The organism is Granulicella mallensis (assembly GCF_014203225.1).
Classification (GTDB): Bacteria; Acidobacteriota; Terriglobia; order Terriglobales; family Acidobacteriaceae; genus Granulicella; species Granulicella mallensis_A.
The window spans coordinates 121,111-136,549 of record NZ_JACHIO010000002.1 but is presented as its reverse complement, the minus strand read 5'-3'; the positions used below and the strand labels follow the sequence as shown (position 1 = coordinate 136,549).

The following is a 15,439-nucleotide window of genomic DNA, read 5'->3' as shown; positions in this document are numbered from 1 at the left end:
TGTGGGTTCATCCAAGTTTGGTGGTGTCCTCTTCGTGGCATATCCAAACGACCATCTTCCACGCCACGTGCATGGATTTACGGGTGAGACTGAGGCGATCGTGGATTTGCTGCCCGATGGGAATGCGGCATTGGCAGAGCGTGCGGACGCTGTTCGCCCTTCAAACGCTAAGCGCTCAGACGTGAAAAAGATATTGTCCGCAGCAGCATCACACTTTGACGAGTTGGTGGAACTCTGGGAGAAGAATCATGACAACGCATAGGGTGGTTACCACGGATGCTCAAATCGATCAGGCGATCTCCCGCGCCAAAGCACTAGCGAATGAACCACGAGTAACCGATGTAACGTATCGGCCAGGACCTGGGCTCGATCTGTTGATTCTGCAGATGAGTGACGGGCATCGCTGCGTTCTCCCGCGCGAAGATCTTCAGGGGTTGCAGGGAGCTACCCGACAACAGATTTCGCAGATTGAGATTCTTGGCAATGGCACGGGACTGCATTGGCCGGCCCTCGATGTAGACCTCTACGTTCCTGCACTTCTACAAGGAATCTATGGAACCCGAAAGTGGATGGCAGAGATTGGCGCCAAGGGCGGTGCCGCTAGCAGCATTGCAAAGAGAAGGGCGTCCCGTGCGAACGGTCGCCGGGGTGGACGTCCGAAACGTCAAGAATCTTCTGCCATTGCCGCCTGAAATCTTTGACGTCATAACGGACTCGAAGACTTATTGAAAGAATTGGCCACCTTCGGTTGAGAGGGCAGATCGTCAGTCTGAAATAAGTGCCTCTGAATTAGTCTCGGCTAATCTCGAAGGGAAGAACTTCATCGTTGGGCATGACGATCATCTCGTCCGGATCCTTCGCGTTATAACGAACCAATAAAGTCGCGGGTTTCTCTGAATGGTTCAGAAACTCGAGGGCCGGATAATCACCCATGCCGACACTGTTCAGCAGACCGTAATGTCGATGACCATCCACAGTGATCGCGAGTGTGGCTCGAATCTGTAGAGAGTGGTCGTTCGATGCGCCGCCGTGTGCTGGGATCATCGCCCCGGCGACTGCGGTGGGCCAGTCTGTCGGTGCTTCCTGCCCCTTCAAATGTAGAAGTTTGCCTGCAAGCTGAGATATCGCGCCAACGAACGTGTCACTCATGAGCGGGATTCTGGCATTGGCACGAACGAACCCTATTTGGTTCAGGTTTTCCTCTGCCTCATCCCTGTTGACCAAGCAGTAAACTAGCTTCATGGCCGCTGAGTTTACGCACCTCCATCTACATACCGATTACTCCCTCCTCGACGGAGCTTGCGACGTCGACAAACTGGCCAAGCATCTCGTCAAAATCGGGCAGACCTCGGCCGCCATGACCGACCACGGCAACATCTATGGAGCCGTTCACTTCTTCGACGCGATGAAGAAGAAGAATCTGAAGCCCATCCTCGGCTGCGAGCTCTATGTCTGCAAAGAAGAAGACCATCGCCGCGAGTTCGCCGATCCCAGCTCCAAGTACAACCACATGCTGGTGCTGGCCGAGAACGAAGCCGGTTACCGCAACCTCGTTCGCCTGACCAGTGAGGCAGCGCTGCATGGCTTCTACAAGAAGCCGCGTGTCAGCAAGAACTTCCTCGCCAAACACGTTGAGGGACTCATCGGCTTCTCCGGTTGTCTCGCCGGCGAGGTCAGCCAGCATCTGATGGAAGGGGACTACGAGAAGGCCAAGAAGGCCGCTGGCGACTACGAGACGATGTTCGGCCGTGGCAACTTCTTCCTCGAGATTCAGGACCACGGACTCGAGCCTGACAAGGCGGTTACCGAAGCGATGTTCCGGCTTGAAAAAGATCTCGACATCCCGCTGATCGCGACCAATGACTCGCACTACATCGAAAACGAAGACTCGCGTGCCCATGAGGTGCTGCTCTGCGTGCAGACCGCCGGGTCGATGAACGATCCCAAGCGCTTCAAGTTCGATACGCAGGAGTTCTACATCAAGTCGGCGGATGAGATGCACCGTCTCTTCAGCCATGCGCCCGAGGTCTGTACTCGCACGATGCAGTTTCCGGAGCGCTGCCAGCTCGAGCTCAAGGCCGTCAAGAACCCGTTCCCCAAGTTTGACGTGCCCGAGGGCGAAGACCTCGACAGCTACTTCGAGCAGGTATGTCGCGCGGGTTGGAGACATCGCCGTGAGACCGCCATCAAGCACCTTGAAGATCGCGGCATTCTGCGCAAGTCCATCGCTGACTATGAAGCGCGCCTGAACCGCGAGATCGACTGTATCAAGCAGATGAAGTTTCCCGGCTACTTCATGATCGTCTGGGACTTTATCCGCTACGCCAAGCAGCAGAGCATTCCCGTCGGCCCGGGCCGTGGATCGGCAGCTGGATCGCTGGTCGCGTACGTCATGGAGATCACCGACGTCGACCCGTTGCAGAACGATCTGCTCTTCGAGCGCTTCCTGAACCCCGAACGCGTCTCCATGCCTGACGTCGACATCGACTTCTGCATGAACCGCCGCGGCGAGGTCATCAAGTACGTGCGCGAGAAGTACGGCGAGGACCAGGTCGCGCAGATCATCACCTTCAACACCATGGCCGCGAAGGCTGCGATCAAGGACGTTGGACGTGCGCTCGACATGCCCTATGGTGAAGTCGATCGCATCGCCAAGCTGATTCCCGCGACCATCGGCATCACCATCGAACAGGCGCTAAAGGATTCACCTCCGCTGGCTCAAGCTTATGAAGATCCTAAGATCAAGGAGTTGATCGACACAGCTCTGCGCCTTGAAGGTCTGGTACGTGGCGCTGGCGTTCACGCTGCCGGTGTCGTGATCGCGCCGCAGCCGCTGACGGAACTCGTCCCCGTCACGCGCACCAAGGACGACGCCATCGTCACCAGCTACGACATGAAGGCCGTCGAGAAGATGGGCCTGCTGAAGATGGACTTCCTTGGCCTGACGACGCTGACCGTCATCGACGACTGCCTCAAGCTGATCAAGTCCAATCGTGGCGTCGATGTCGATATGGCGACCATCCCGCTCGACGATGCCGAGACTTACGAGAAGGTCTACCATCGCGCTCTTACCAGCGGCGTGTTCCAGTTTGAATCCGGCGGCATGCGCGATGTTCTGCGCCGCTACAAGCCCACCACGGTCGAAGATCTTACCGCGCTCAACGCACTCTATCGTCCCGGCCCAATCCAGGGCGGCATGATCGATGACTTCATCGAGCGCAAGTGGGGACGCCGCGCCGTTGAATATCTCTTCCCTGAACTTGAACCGATCCTCAAGGAGACGCTGGGCGTCATCGTCTACCAGGAACAGGTCATGCAGATCTCGAGTGCTATCGCGGGCTACTCGCTCGGTGGCGCCGATCTGTTGCGCCGCGCGATGGGTAAGAAGAACGCTGAGGAGATGGCCAAGCAGCGCGTCTTGTTCATGGCGGGCGCTGCCGAGCGCAAGTTCAACAAGGATCGCGCGGGGCAACTCTTCGACCTCATGGAGCAGTTCGCCGGATACGGCTTCAACAAGTCGCACTCGGCTGCCTACGCGCTGCTGGCGTATCACACGGCCTGGCTCAAGACTCACTACCCGGTTGAGTTCATGGCCGCCCTGCTGACCTCTGAAACCTCGAAGCCGGAGAACGTCGTCAAGTACATCGGTGAGTGCCGAGAGATCAACATCCCGGTCGTTCCGCCCGACGTGCAGATCTCTGCTGCTAACTTCACTCCGGCTGGAGACAGCATCCGCTTCGGCCTGGCTGCGATCAAGAACGTAGGCCACAACGCGATCGACTCTATTATCAAAGCCCGCGAAGAACTGCAGGCCGCAGGGAAGCAGGGCTTCGTCAGCCTGTGGGAGTTCTGCGACAAGGTCGACCTTCGCCTGATGAACAAGCGCGTGCTGGAGTCTCTGTGCAAGGCCGGTGCGCTCGATGCCTTCGGTCCCCGCGCCCGGGTCTTCGCCGCGCTGGACAAGGCGATGGAGCGCGCACAGAAGTCGCAGCGCGACGCTGCCGCTGGTCAGTCCGGGCTCTTCGGCATGTTCGACGACCCCGGCCCCGCCTCTTCCTCCTCTACAGGAGAAGAGACGCTTCCGCCTGCGCCCGATTGGGACGAGCACACCCGTTTGCAGAACGAGAAGGACGTGCTCGGCTTCTTCGTCTCCGGCCATCCGATGGACAAGTATCGCGAGAAGCTGCGCAATATGAAGGTCGTCGATACGGCGACAGCCTGCGAGATGAAGCCCGAGCCCCAGGTCTTCCGCCGCGGACAGGCAGAGCAGGGCAACGAGATCCAGATTGCCGGTGTGATCACCGGCCTGAAGGTCGCGAAGTCCAAGCGCTCCGGCGAGATGTACGCGCAGGCGTACCTCGAAGATACGGTCGGCAAGATCGATCTCATCGCCTTCCCGCAGAGCTACGAGAAGCTTGCCGAGAAGCTTCGCATCGACGTGCCCGTACTGGTCCGTGGCTCGCTGCGTGGTGAAGAAGACTCGGCGCCGAAGCTGGCGATCTCCAGCATCCAGGCGCTTGAGGACGTCAAGATCAAGCTGCCGGATGCACTTCGTATCCGCATTCCACTGCATAGCCACGATGAGACTCTGCTGGACAAGCTGCACACGCTCTTCCTTAGCGCTCCCGGGAACGGCAAGCTATTGCTGAACCTCGAAGAGCCGGGCCAGTTCTGTGCCGTGCTCGAACCGAGCGGCTTCCATGTCGCTGCGGACGTGGCCTTTATCGAAGGAGTCGAAGCCCTTGTCGGCCGCGGCGCTGTGCAGGTGATCTGATGAAGATATCGTGCATCGCAGCTTGTCTGGTTCTTGGTAGCGCGGGCGCGCAGACTCAGTCCCTGCCGCCCAACTACAAGACAACGTTTGAGAACTCCGACATCATCGTGATGCGCGTGCATTATGGTGCGCACGAGTTTGTGCCGATGCACGACCACTCGGCCTATCCAACGGTGTATGTGTACCTGAACAACTCCGGCGAGGTCGACCTCAAACACGAGGGCCCGAACGGCTTCACGGCTCATCGTCCTCCAACGCACACGGGAGCCTTCCGCATTAGCCCAGGCATGGCGGAGAGGCATAGCGTCACCAATCTGGGAGATGTCCCCTCGGACTTCCTGCGTGTTGAACTGAAGAGCATTCCGTCGGACGACCTAAAGGAGGTCTTCCGTGGAGAAGCTCCAGCGCTACCGGCAACTCCCGGCACGCGGACCGAGTATCATGATGCCGCGCTAAAGATTGAGCGCACGCAGTGCCCCACAACTGAGTCCTGCACGATATCCTCTGCTGGACCACGCTCGTTGCTGGTCTCTATCGGGACAGCCAAAGCATCGATTGCCGGAAGTGAACGTACTCTTACGCCAGGAGACACGGTCTGGGTCCCAGCGTACAAGGACGGCTCGATTCGATTGAGTGCCGGAGCGCAGTTTCTGCGAGTGATTCTGCAATATCCATAGAGCGGTTCCAGCGCGAGGGCACGCACAAGCTAAAAAGATTCCTAGCCTTTATCTTTTGATTGCGTCGAACGAACATACGCAATCCGTGAAGAGGACTGAGAGATGGCAAAGTGTATTGCCTATAGGTGTGGCGGGTTTCTACTATGCTTTGCCACGGTAGCGTGCGGCTCATCAACGGCGCTTCATGGCCAAACGTCTACATCTCCAAAAATAACCGGCTCGCAGACAGAAGCCGGCTCTGCTCAGATGCCCGCGTTCGAGGTTTCTACGATCAAACCCCATGATTTTAATCATGGCGGAATGCTGGGATTTATCTCGTATCCCGGAGGCAGAGTCGTCGTTGGAGCTGCCAACTTGAAGATGCTTTTGTACTTTGCGTTTGACCTTCAGAGCTTCCAGATATCCGGCGTTCCAGCCTGGGCTGACAAGAATCGCTACGACATAGAGGCTTTGCCTCCCGCTTCCTCCGAATCACGCACTGCAGTACAACCTCCAATGAAAGCAACTCCCAGTGACGAGCAACGAAAGATGCTGCAGAATCTTCTGGTCGAGCGATTCGGATTGAAGTTCCATCGTGAGACGAAAGAAGGGCCGGTCTATCTTTTGCTCCGAGGAAAAGGGCAACTTCGGCTGGAAGCCCCAGCGCACCCGGAGGGCGACTCCAGGGGAGGTGTGATCATGATGCAGGGCGGCATCGCCGATGGATCGGCGTTCGGTTTAAATATCTCCATGCCATTTCTGGCGAGACAGTTGAGTTCGAATCTTGATCGCCCGGTACTGGATCGAACCGGTTTACCAGGACTTTATGACTTCCAGCTCGAACCGGACGATCCTACGAATCACGACATGACCGCAGCTATTGTTGACGCCATGAATCGGCTGGGACTCAAGCTGAAGGCTGCGAAAGGCCCCGTCGAAACGATCGTGATCGACAGTGTGACCGAGCCGACGGAAAACTAGTCGTGCTGTTCGTCAACGGTGCGATTGCGTGCATCCAATTTAGCCATGAGCGATCAACCTCCCAGCATCGAACAACTCCACGCTTACGTCCTCTTCCGTCTGCTCACCGGTCTGGATTTCTTTGGCCATGGCTTTGCGCGCATCTTCACCGGCTCCCACCTCTCGGGCTTTGCGCAGGGCATGGTGAAGAGCATGGCATCGACGCCGCTACCGTCCTCGCTGACTCTCGTCAGCGGCTATGCCATTCCTTGTGTTGAGTTGTTGATCGGGATCTTGCTTCTGCTTGGCCTGTTCACTCGATACACGCTCATCCTCGCCTTCCTGCTGATGTTTGTGCTGATGTTCGGTATCACGCTCAAACAGGACTGGAATATCGCCATGCAGCAACTGATGTATGGTCTTGTCCTGTTTCTTTTGCTCTTTGCCCGGGAGCGCTACGATCTCTCCTGGCCGCAGCTCTTCCGTCATCGGGACAACTTCTGACCCCGGCTATCGCATACAATCGTTTAGGTACAAAGATGGCCGAAAACATTCCTCAGAAGTCTGTCACTGCACCCGCACCAACGCCCGAGTCGTGGATCAAGACCGAACTCGCGCGGCACCCTCAGCGTCCTTATCCGATGGACTACATCGAAGCACTCTTTACCGATTTCAGCGAGATTCACGGTGACCGGCAGTTTGCCGATGACGCCGCGATGACTGCGGGTATGGCCCGCTTTCACGGCGAGCCTGTGCTGGTGGTGGGCAATCTCAAGGGCCGAACCCTCAAAGAGCGCACCGCTCGCAAATTCGGCATGCCCGATCCCGAGGGTTATCGTAAGGCTTTGCGCGCCATGAAGATAGCGGAAAAATTTGGCCGTCCTGTCTTCACTTTCATCGACCTTGCCGGAGCCTATCCTGGTCTCAGTGCCGAGGAGCGCGGACAGGGGGAAGCCATCGCACGTAACATCCGCGAGATGTCCCGTCTCCGGGTTCCTACCATCGCCACCGTCACCGGGGAAGGCGGTTCAGGCGGAGCTCTGGCTCTGGCAGTTGCCGACCGCGTGTTGATGCTGGAAAACGCGATCTATACCGTCATTACGCCGGAGAGCTGCGCAGCCATCACCTGGAAGGACTCCAGTAAGAAACAGCTGGCGGCTGAAGCTCTCCGATACACCGCCGATAGCGTCCAAAGCTTAGGCTGTGTGGACGATGTGATCCCTGAACCTGAGGGCGGTACGCAGATGGATCCGGCCTATGCCATGGAGCTGGTCAACGAACGGCTGGAACGCCATCTCAGCGACCTGAAGCGTCTCTCGATCGACGATCTGCTGGCTGCCCGGTATGCAAAGTTTCGTAATATCGCGCAGTTTTATACCATAGCCTGAGCCTGACCGCCGGCGGTGGAGTTCCTAAGGAGCCAGTCACTGTTGCAACCCAACCAGCCCCAACGCGCGATTCCGCGCTCCATGCAGTTCGCTCTTTTCATCACGGGACTGCTGTGGCTTCTTGCCTCTCATTCGGTCGCGGATCACTCCGCGCAGGGCATTGCGAACCACCTGAACCTTGCTCTGATTCAGCCGCTGCTCAGCGAAGGCTTTTTCCTCTTCCTGCTGCTCGTTGGGTTTGCAACATTAAGCTGGATCGCTACCCGCACCGGCAATCTCCGCAGAGATAATGCGCTGCCGCAGCGTGCGACGGCACTTCGCGAAGGACAGCAGGGGATCGTGCTGGGTTGGGCCATGCTGTTGGTCGCCGTGCTTCCGATGATGCTCGTCGGCGATCTGCACCCGGAGTTCTGGCTTGCTCCACGGTCCTGGGGCCTTGCACTGATCTCCCTTGCCACGCTGGCTGTCGGCACACTCGCTTTGGAAGTCGCCTTCCGCGGATATCTCTACGCCAGGCTTATCGCCGCTGTAGGGTCTGTACTGGCAACGATTCTGCTCTCTGGAATCTATGCGTTGTTCTCGAGCTTCCATCCCAACTCAACCAGTTCCAGCGTCGGCATCGCCTTTCTCCTGGGCATTCTGTTCTCTCTGGCTTATCTAAGAACGCACGGTCTCTGGCTCGGCTGGGGATTGCACTTCGCCTGGACTGCGGCCATGGGAGTTCTGCTGGGTTTGCCCGTCGGTGGGCTGGAGACGTACAGCAGTCTCGTGACTACGGATAGCAGTGGAGTGGCCTGGATCACAGGTGGACCCTATGGGCCTGAAGGCGCGTTGTTCACGGTGATCGTGCTGGTGGTTGGGATGATCGTACTTTATCGCATGACCACAGACTATGCCTGGGAGTACACCCATCCGCCGATCGTCCCGGCAGGCTATGAGACGACCGTCGCTCCGCCCCCCGCGCACACTGCTATGGAAGCGGCTGCCGCCGCAAAGCCCGTACCGCTGGTGCAGATACTCGGCACCACCTCGACGAGCGCTTCAACGATGCCGATCATTGATGAACATCTCAGGACGAACTCCGACAAAACAGAGTAGCGGCAGAGGAAACAGCATGCTTCTGCTGTTTCCTCTGTGCCAGCTCAATAGGCCAGAGCCACGCCATCTGCGCGCATCTCGCTGGCAGCCGCATAGACACGATCTTCACCCTGCTTGCGGTTTTCGATGCACTCGTAGCGTCCATAACCGCCATCGCTTTCACCCATCGGCCAACCCATTTCGACGAGAGCTTTACGAGTGGCTGCGGGAACACCGCTCTCCAGGCGTAGAATGCCGCGAGGAGTAAGGTGCGGTGGGTCTTCGCCCATGCTTTGCGATGAGCCTTCGTGGTGCCAGCGCGGACTGTCTCCAGCCGCCTGCACATCGATCCCGTAGTCGACGCGATTGATGATGATCTGGCTTTGCCCCTGGGGCTGCATGTCGCCACCCATCACTCCAAAGGCGAGCCATGGCACACCATCTTTGGCTGCAAAGCCCGGGATGATGGTCTGGAAGGGACGCTTGCCGGGCGCATAGATGTTTGGGTGGCCATCCTGCAGCGAGAACAACTGGCCGCGATCCTGGAACATGAAGCCGAGGCCGTCCGCGACCAGGCCTGAGCCCATGCCGCGGAAGTTGGACTGGATCATCGACACCATCATCCCGTCCTTGTCGGCGGTAGAGAAATAAGTAGTGTCACCGTGGCTGGGAGCCTGGCCGGGATAGACAGGTTCGAGGATGCGGTCGAGCTGGATCAGCTTGGCACGCTCTTTGGCATACTCCTTCGACTTGAGCCAGTCGATCGGGATCTTCGAAAAGTGTGGGTCGGCGTAGAAGCGGGCACGATCCTCATAGGCAAGTCGCTTCGCCTCGATCTGCACATGCAGTGACTCAGGGGACTGGAAGCCATATCCGCGTAGATCAAACTGCTCGATGATGTTGAGCATCTGCAGGGTGGCGAGTCCCTGTGTGTTGGCGCCCATGGCATAGACGTCTACGCCGCGATACTTCGTCACCAGCGGCTCAACCCACTCCGCATGATGCTCGCGCAGATCGTCCGCCGAGAGCCAGCCGCCGATCCGCTTGAAGTACGCATCGATCGTCTTCGCAATCGGGCCATCGTAAAAAGCATCGCGCCCACCTGCTGCGATCATCCGATAGGTCTTCGCAAGATCGGGGTTACGCCGCACATCGTATTCGTTGGGCGAGATGCCGCCAGGGCTATAAGTCTTCACCGCGTTGGCGGTCTCTTCGACACCCGAGTGCGGCCTCAAAAAGATCGCCATGTTCCGCTTGATGTACCAGCCGATGATCTGCGGCGCTGGGGCGCCGGCTTCGCAGTAGTGGATGGCCGGCTCGAAGAGCTCGGCCCACTTGAGCTTGCCGTAGCGCTGGTGCAGCGTCCACCAGCCGTCGAGCGCGCCGGGCGTGGAGACGCTGACTGCTCCCAGTGCAGGCAGAGCACCGTTGACTGCGCGCGAGCGAACGGTCTCGAGCGAGAGCGACTTCGGTGAGCGGCCCGAGCTGGCCATTCCGGCCAGCTTGCCAACCTTGGGGTCCCACACGAAGGCGTAGCAATCTCCCCCGAGCCCGGAGCTCGTCGGTTCGACGAAGCCCAGCAGGGCATTGGCCGCGATAGCCGCATCGACTGCCGATCCGCCGCGCTTGAGCATCTCGATAGCTGCCTGTGTCGCCAGCGGATGCGCCGTTCCCGCAGCCCCCGAACAACCCAGTGCAGGGGAGCGCGAGGAGAAGCTGGCACCGGCAGGCCGATCTCCGGCGTGCACATCAGGCCGGAGAAACCGGTCCTCTCCGGGGGCCTGAAATTTAGGCAGCTTCGATAGTTCTTCTTCGCCAGGGAGGAGAGCCGGTTCATGGACACCGTTGTTGGTGGCGGCAACGAGAGAGCCCGCAGTAGCCAGGGGTAGCGTTGCAAGAAACGTTCGACGGAGCATGAAGCTCTCCTTTTACCGCGTAACGGTTGTTATTTAACTGCGATTGGTAGAAAGGGCAAGACCGGCGTCTTCCTCGTAGATGGTTAGGGGTTCTGTTGCCTTCAGCGAACGCAGCAGAGAGTCGCGAACGTATTGGATGTGATCTTTCATGGCCTGCTGAGCCAAAACCCGCTCGCCTTCCTTCAGGGCAAGGTAGATCCTGCTGTGACTTATCGGCGCGGTTGTCGAAGAGAGATTGAAGGTCTTCGACCGGCATAGAAGACTCTTGTGGTTCATGTTTTCAAGGACGCGACGGAGCTCTTCATTGCCCGTAGCGGCGGCGATGAGATTGTGGAAGCGAATATCCTCTTCCACGTGTGCCATTCTGTCGCCTGCATCGAGATGCTTCCGGGTGTGTTCGATGCTCTCCGCGAGCGTGCCGAGGAACGCTGGAGTAATCACCGCCAACCCTACCGCATGCACCTCCAGCAGTTCGCGAAGGTCATACAGGTCGCTGACATCTTTTCTGTTGAACCGGCGAACATAGGCGCCGCGCCTGGCTTCGATGTTGAGCAGGCCTTCGCTTTCAAGGCGGGTGAGCGCCTCGCGTATGGGGGATTTGCTGATGCCTAGCTGGGTGGAGAGAGATTCTTCTGTCAATCTCTGGCCCTCGCCCAGGGAACCGTCGACGAGGGACTGCTTGACGCTGAGATAGGCGAGCTCTGTCAGGTTCGGTGGTTTAGAGATTTTGATCATTGTGTATGCTCGGAATCCAATAGATTCTCTGGTCCTCGGACGCTATGGTAAAGGTTCGAGGGGAGACCGACATCCTGTTGCGTGGAAGAAACTTGAATACCTTCGTAAGACATGTGCGCTCGACCGGCGAAACGTTTTGGTCGAGCGCACACCTCACGAACTAGAAGGTGAACTTACCACTGATTTGGAGTTGACGAGAGGAGCCGCCATCGCTGGTAGCAAAGCGGGTGGCGCTGATCTGGCCAAAGGTTGACGATTGAACGTTCCCCGATGGTTGACCAAAGTTGGGGTGGTTGAGGATATCGAACGCGTCGGCACGAAGCGTGAACATCACGTTCTTGAAGAGTTTGGTCTCTTTCTGTCCTGACAGATCGACATCCGCAAAGCCGGGGCCGGTAACGCCGTTACGCTGTATGTTGCCGATGCCGGTATAAGCCGTGGGTGCGGTAGGTGCGGTGGCACTGGCTTGTGTTCCCGGAATCTCAAAGGTGCAGGCTGGAGTGTACGTCGTCACGTCGCAGATAGTGCCTGGGGAGTTCTGGATGAAGGTGACATTGGTCGCGGAACTTACCGAACCAGCAACAGGAGCCTGCGACTTATGTGTGATGACATGACCAACCAGATTGGGACGGATAACGCCGGTAAGGCCGTTGAAGCTTGAGCTGCCTGCGGTGATGTTGACCGGGTTGCCGGTCTGGTACTGGACGATCGTTGAAAGCTGATAGCCCGAGACCAGGCGGTTGCCCTTGAAGGGCAGCACATAGATCGCTGTACCGGCGAAGTGATGGCGCACGTCGAAGTCCGACAGGCCATAGTTGCCGCTGGGGTTGTTGCTGTCCTGCAGGTTCAACCCACCCTGCGATCCAAGCGAGTTAATGTCCATCGACTTCGCCCACTCGTAGTTCATATTGAGTTCGAGTCCATGGTGCAAGTTCTTGCTGAACACCAGCCACAGGGCATTGTAGTTCGAGGTGCCGATGCTGTTCACCTCGCTGATGTTGGAAGCGATCGTTACACCGGGATCGATGGGGCTGTTGGCCGAGAGGGTCTGGTAAAGATGGGGAGATCCCACCGGACCGCTTGCCTGATTCTCATTCGTGGCAATACGCAGATGGCGTCCGACAGAGCCGTAGTAGCCGAGCGAAGTAACGATGCCGCCGGGGAGCGCCTGCTGCACATTCAGGTTGAAGCTCTCGATATACGCATCTTTGAAGTTGGGGTTGATGGAGCTGATCGCAACACCTGCGGCCTTTGCAGAGGCATACAGCGAGGAGACCGGAATGGCCGCGCCATTGTAGGTGACGGAGGTGCTGAAGGGAGGATTTGCGGCCAGTCCTGTTACCGTGTTCGAAGCCGGTTGGTCGACCAGGTAAGCATAGCCGCCACGCACCACGGTCTTGCTGGTTCCGAAGATATCGTAGGCGAATCCCAGGCGGGGCTCATAGCTGTAGCTCTGCTTGTAGGCAGAGTTGGCTGCGAGCCCATTGGTACCGACTTGTGTCAGCGTTGGGCCGCCATTGCCGTTTGGATTGAAGAGCACGAAGCGATTTTCACCTTCGACTGGAGTTCCGTTCCACTCGAAGCGAAGACCGTACTCCAGTGTCAGCCTTTGTGTGAACTTGAAGTTGTCCTGGAAGAACGCTCCCAGTGCCCCATCGTAGACGCGGCTGGATGAAATGTTGGGCTGGACACTGAAGACGGTGGCGTTGTCCTTCTCAAAGTTATTCGGGGTGCTCACATAGGTGAGCGTACCGATGTTCCCGGCGAAGCTGGCGCTGAGATAGCGGCGGAACTCGCCGCCAAACTTGAGGGTGTGCTTGCCGCGCAACAGGGTTGCCGTATCTGAGATGAGGCCCAGCGTGTCATTGCGTCCCTGCGGGAAACCCGAGGGCCCACCGAAGACGAGACCGATATCGGAGAGTGTGGTCTGAGGCAAGCCGACGTTGCCCACAAGGCCATCGCCAATGCCTACGCTGGTCGGGTCGATGAGATTGGCCGGATTGAAGGCGATCGAGATGCGGTTGAAGCCGAGCCGCGCTTCATTGACGAAGTTTGGGCTGAAAATATGGGTTTCGTTGAGGGTCAGGATCTGGCGATGTGCGGCACGGTGATCGCCCCAGCCGGGAATGGTGTCGCCCTGCAATGCGGGCTCTGTCCGAACGTCCTTCTGGAAGGCATAGAAACCGTGTAGTGAATCATTGCTGCTGAACTGCTGCAGGACATCTGCAGTGTACTGATCGATGCTGACCGGGCCCGGCGTGAAGGCTACATAATTGTTTCCACTATTCGGCAATGGAATGAGCTTGGCCAGGGCAGCGGCGGCAGGGAAGAGGGCGGCATTGGCGGCGATGGTCGCCTGCTGAGCTGCGGTGAGCACCGTACTGTTCTGCAGAATGCCCTGGTGCTGACGCAAACCCTCATAGCTGGCATAGAAGAAAGTCTTGTCCTTCCAGATGGGACCGCCTACGGAGCCGCCGAAGTTATTGCGTTTGAGAGGCGCCTTTTCCCCTGGAAGTCCAACGATCGGGAGGCCCGTGGAGGGGTTGAAGTTGCGGTTGAAGTAGTTGCGGGCATCCAGCGCCTCGTTGCGGAAGAAGTCGAAGGCTTCACCGTGGAACTGGTTGGTGCCGGATCGAGTAGCAACGGTCACAATCGATCCATCGCTGCGGCCAAACTCCGCACTGAACGTGGAGTTATTGATCTTGAACTCGGAGGTTGTGCTGATCGACGGCTGAAAGGTGATCTGGTTCTGGCTGATGTCGTTCAGATTGACGCCGTTGATCTGGAAGTTGACCGAGTCTTCGCGGTTGCCGGCAGTAATGAAGGAGTTGGCTCCAAGCCCACGGCTTGGGGCGGTGAGGCTGCCCGAAGTGGGAGCCACTACGCCGCCTGGCGTCAGCACTGTCAGGTCAAGGAAGTGACGGCCGTTGAGAGGAATCTCCTGCACGGTCTTTCTGTCGATGACCTGGCCCACGGTCATGGTCTGAGTCTCGATCTGCTGTGACGTGCTCTCAACCTCTATCGTCTCGCCTGCGGACGAGACCGCGAGATGCATGTTGACCGTAACGGTCTGAGATACGTCGAGGGTGACCTTCTGCACGGTGTAGTTGCTGAACCCCGATACGGTCGCCTGAACGGAGTAATCTCCGGGTTCCAGCGAAGGCACCACATAGATTCCGTCGGAGTCAGTATGGATGACACGATCGATTCCGGTAGCCAGGCTATGCACTTTTACCTGCGCGCTGGGAACGACTGCGCCGCTTGGGTCCGTTACGGTTCCCGTAAGTGTGGCTGTTGATTGGCCCCAGGCAGCAAGGCTGCACATAGAAAGCAAAATTGCGAGAGAAAACCACTTAAAGGACTTCATAGACGAACCTCCGAAGGGTGCTGCGCTGGAGCTAACTCAAGGCAAAGGCAAAAAGAGGTGTTTCGATGTCAAGGAACATATATGAGATATCACGTTTCATATCTCATTGAAAGAATATTAATCTTTTTTACATCATTTGTTTATGGGGCCGATAGGATTTAACGATCAATCTATGCTTTAAGAACGTGGACATGATGATCGTTCTCATTAGGCTATTCAATGACGGTAACGTGTACCGGACAAGGCTCGTTTCATGATGGTGATGGCTTCAATACTATGAAATTGCGATCAGGATCGTGATACTGCAGTTCCGGGAGAGAAGGCCGAAGCGTTTCTCTCCCGAAGTGATAGCAACTCAGTAAAGGGAACGAGCACTATCAGACTCGGCAGCTCTTGACAATGCCACGCGTCACGCCTTGCTGATCTCTTGTCTTGTTCATCGTTCTTAATTGGTGATTAGGGAGTGGCCTGATCGCTGCGCGGAGATTGATCGTGCGTTTGTCTAAAGTCGCGGCGAGAACGGTGTTTGAGCCACAATGGCCGGTAGCAATTGCGACAGAACCACG

General features: G+C 57.6%; 12 protein-coding genes. 8 read left to right on the top strand and 4 right to left on the bottom strand.

Annotation, left to right across the window (positions count from 1 at the left end):
• The first annotated feature begins 1 nt into the window (after nucleotide 1).
• Both HDF15_RS02415 and HDF15_RS02410 read left to right on the top strand, forming a co-directional pair.
• Complete coding sequence (locus HDF15_RS02415) at nucleotides 2–262, top strand: DUF4160 domain-containing protein (RefSeq protein ID WP_184252671.1); 261 nt, start codon at nucleotides 2–4, stop codon at nucleotides 260–262.
• On the top strand, nucleotides 249–692 hold the full coding sequence (locus tag HDF15_RS02410) for a DUF2442 domain-containing protein (RefSeq protein WP_184252670.1): 444 nt from the start codon (nucleotides 249–251) through the stop codon (nucleotides 690–692). The genes HDF15_RS02415 and HDF15_RS02410 overlap by 14 nt, the downstream gene beginning before the upstream one ends.
• A 97-nt stretch (nucleotides 693–789) precedes the next feature.
• On the opposite strand, the gene HDF15_RS02405 is transcribed toward HDF15_RS02410, so the two are convergent.
• Nucleotides 790–1,149 (bottom strand): hypothetical protein, encoded by a 360-nt coding sequence (locus HDF15_RS02405; protein ID WP_184252669.1) that lies wholly within the window; start codon nucleotides 1,147–1,149, stop codon nucleotides 790–792.
• A gap of 91 nt (nucleotides 1,150–1,240) precedes the next feature.
• Between HDF15_RS02405 and dnaE the strand changes: the two genes are divergently transcribed.
• From dnaE to HDF15_RS02375, 6 genes are all read left to right on the top strand, one after another.
• Nucleotides 1,241–4,774, top strand: a complete 3,534-nt coding sequence (dnaE, locus tag HDF15_RS02400; RefSeq protein ID WP_184252668.1) for a DNA polymerase III subunit alpha — start codon at nucleotides 1,241–1,243, stop codon at nucleotides 4,772–4,774.
• A complete protein-coding gene (locus HDF15_RS02395; protein WP_184252667.1) occupies nucleotides 4,774–5,451 on the top strand; it encodes a hypothetical protein in 678 nt (225 codons plus the stop codon). Before dnaE ends, HDF15_RS02395 begins: the two co-directional genes overlap by 1 nt.
• A gap of 102 nt (nucleotides 5,452–5,553) precedes the next feature.
• Entirely contained in the window at nucleotides 5,554–6,411 is an 858-nt protein-coding gene (locus tag HDF15_RS02390; RefSeq protein ID WP_311733017.1) for a TIGR03435 family protein, read from the top strand.
• 45 nt (nucleotides 6,412–6,456) lie between these two features.
• Entirely contained in the window at nucleotides 6,457–6,894 is a 438-nt protein-coding gene (locus HDF15_RS02385) for a DoxX family membrane protein (RefSeq protein ID WP_184252665.1), read from the top strand.
• 35 nt (nucleotides 6,895–6,929) lie between these two features.
• Complete coding sequence (locus tag HDF15_RS02380; protein WP_184252664.1) at nucleotides 6,930–7,778, top strand: acetyl-CoA carboxylase carboxyltransferase subunit alpha; 849 nt, start codon at nucleotides 6,930–6,932, stop codon at nucleotides 7,776–7,778.
• 42 nt (nucleotides 7,779–7,820) lie between these two features.
• A complete protein-coding gene (locus HDF15_RS02375) occupies nucleotides 7,821–8,876 on the top strand; it encodes a CPBP family intramembrane glutamic endopeptidase (protein ID WP_184252663.1) in 1,056 nt (351 codons plus the stop codon).
• 44 nt (nucleotides 8,877–8,920) lie between these two features.
• Here HDF15_RS02375 and HDF15_RS02370 read toward each other — a convergent pair whose 3' ends face one another.
• The 3 genes from HDF15_RS02370 to HDF15_RS02360 form a co-directional block, all read right to left on the bottom strand.
• Nucleotides 8,921–10,771, bottom strand: coding sequence for a gamma-glutamyltransferase family protein (locus HDF15_RS02370; protein ID WP_184252662.1), 1,851 nt, complete (start codon nucleotides 10,769–10,771; stop codon nucleotides 8,921–8,923).
• Between the two features lie 33 nt (nucleotides 10,772–10,804).
• Nucleotides 10,805–11,506, bottom strand: a complete 702-nt coding sequence (locus HDF15_RS02365; RefSeq protein WP_184252661.1) for a GntR family transcriptional regulator — start codon at nucleotides 11,504–11,506, stop codon at nucleotides 10,805–10,807.
• 160 nt (nucleotides 11,507–11,666) lie between these two features.
• Nucleotides 11,667–14,873, bottom strand: a complete 3,207-nt coding sequence (locus tag HDF15_RS02360; protein ID WP_184252660.1) for a TonB-dependent receptor — start codon at nucleotides 14,871–14,873, stop codon at nucleotides 11,667–11,669.
• Nucleotides 14,874–15,439: the final 566 nt, after the last annotated feature.

Excerpts from the sequence above, each read along its gene's own strand:
- HDF15_RS02395 (WP_184252667.1), top strand. The coding sequence starts at position 4,774 with ATGAAGATATCGTGCATCGCAGCTTGTCTGGTTCTTGGTAGCGCGGGC.
- HDF15_RS02405 (WP_184252669.1), bottom strand. The coding sequence starts at position 1,149 with ATGAGTGACACGTTCGTTGGCGCGATATCTCAGCTTGCAGGCAAACTT.
- HDF15_RS02380 (WP_184252664.1), top strand. The coding sequence starts at position 6,930 with ATGGCCGAAAACATTCCTCAGAAGTCTGTCACTGCACCCGCACCAACG.
- HDF15_RS02370 (WP_184252662.1), bottom strand. The coding sequence starts at position 10,771 with ATGCTCCGTCGAACGTTTCTTGCAACGCTACCCCTGGCTACTGCGGGC.
- HDF15_RS02410 (WP_184252670.1), top strand. The coding sequence starts at position 249 with ATGACAACGCATAGGGTGGTTACCACGGATGCTCAAATCGATCAGGCG.
- HDF15_RS02365 (WP_184252661.1), bottom strand. The coding sequence starts at position 11,506 with ATGATCAAAATCTCTAAACCACCGAACCTGACAGAGCTCGCCTATCTC.
- HDF15_RS02360 (WP_184252660.1), bottom strand. The coding sequence starts at position 14,873 with ATGAAGTCCTTTAAGTGGTTTTCTCTCGCAATTTTGCTTTCTATGTGC.
- dnaE (WP_184252668.1), top strand. The coding sequence starts at position 1,241 with ATGGCCGCTGAGTTTACGCACCTCCATCTACATACCGATTACTCCCTC.
- HDF15_RS02390 (WP_311733017.1), top strand. The coding sequence starts at position 5,554 with ATGGCAAAGTGTATTGCCTATAGGTGTGGCGGGTTTCTACTATGCTTT.
- HDF15_RS02385 (WP_184252665.1), top strand. The coding sequence starts at position 6,457 with ATGAGCGATCAACCTCCCAGCATCGAACAACTCCACGCTTACGTCCTC.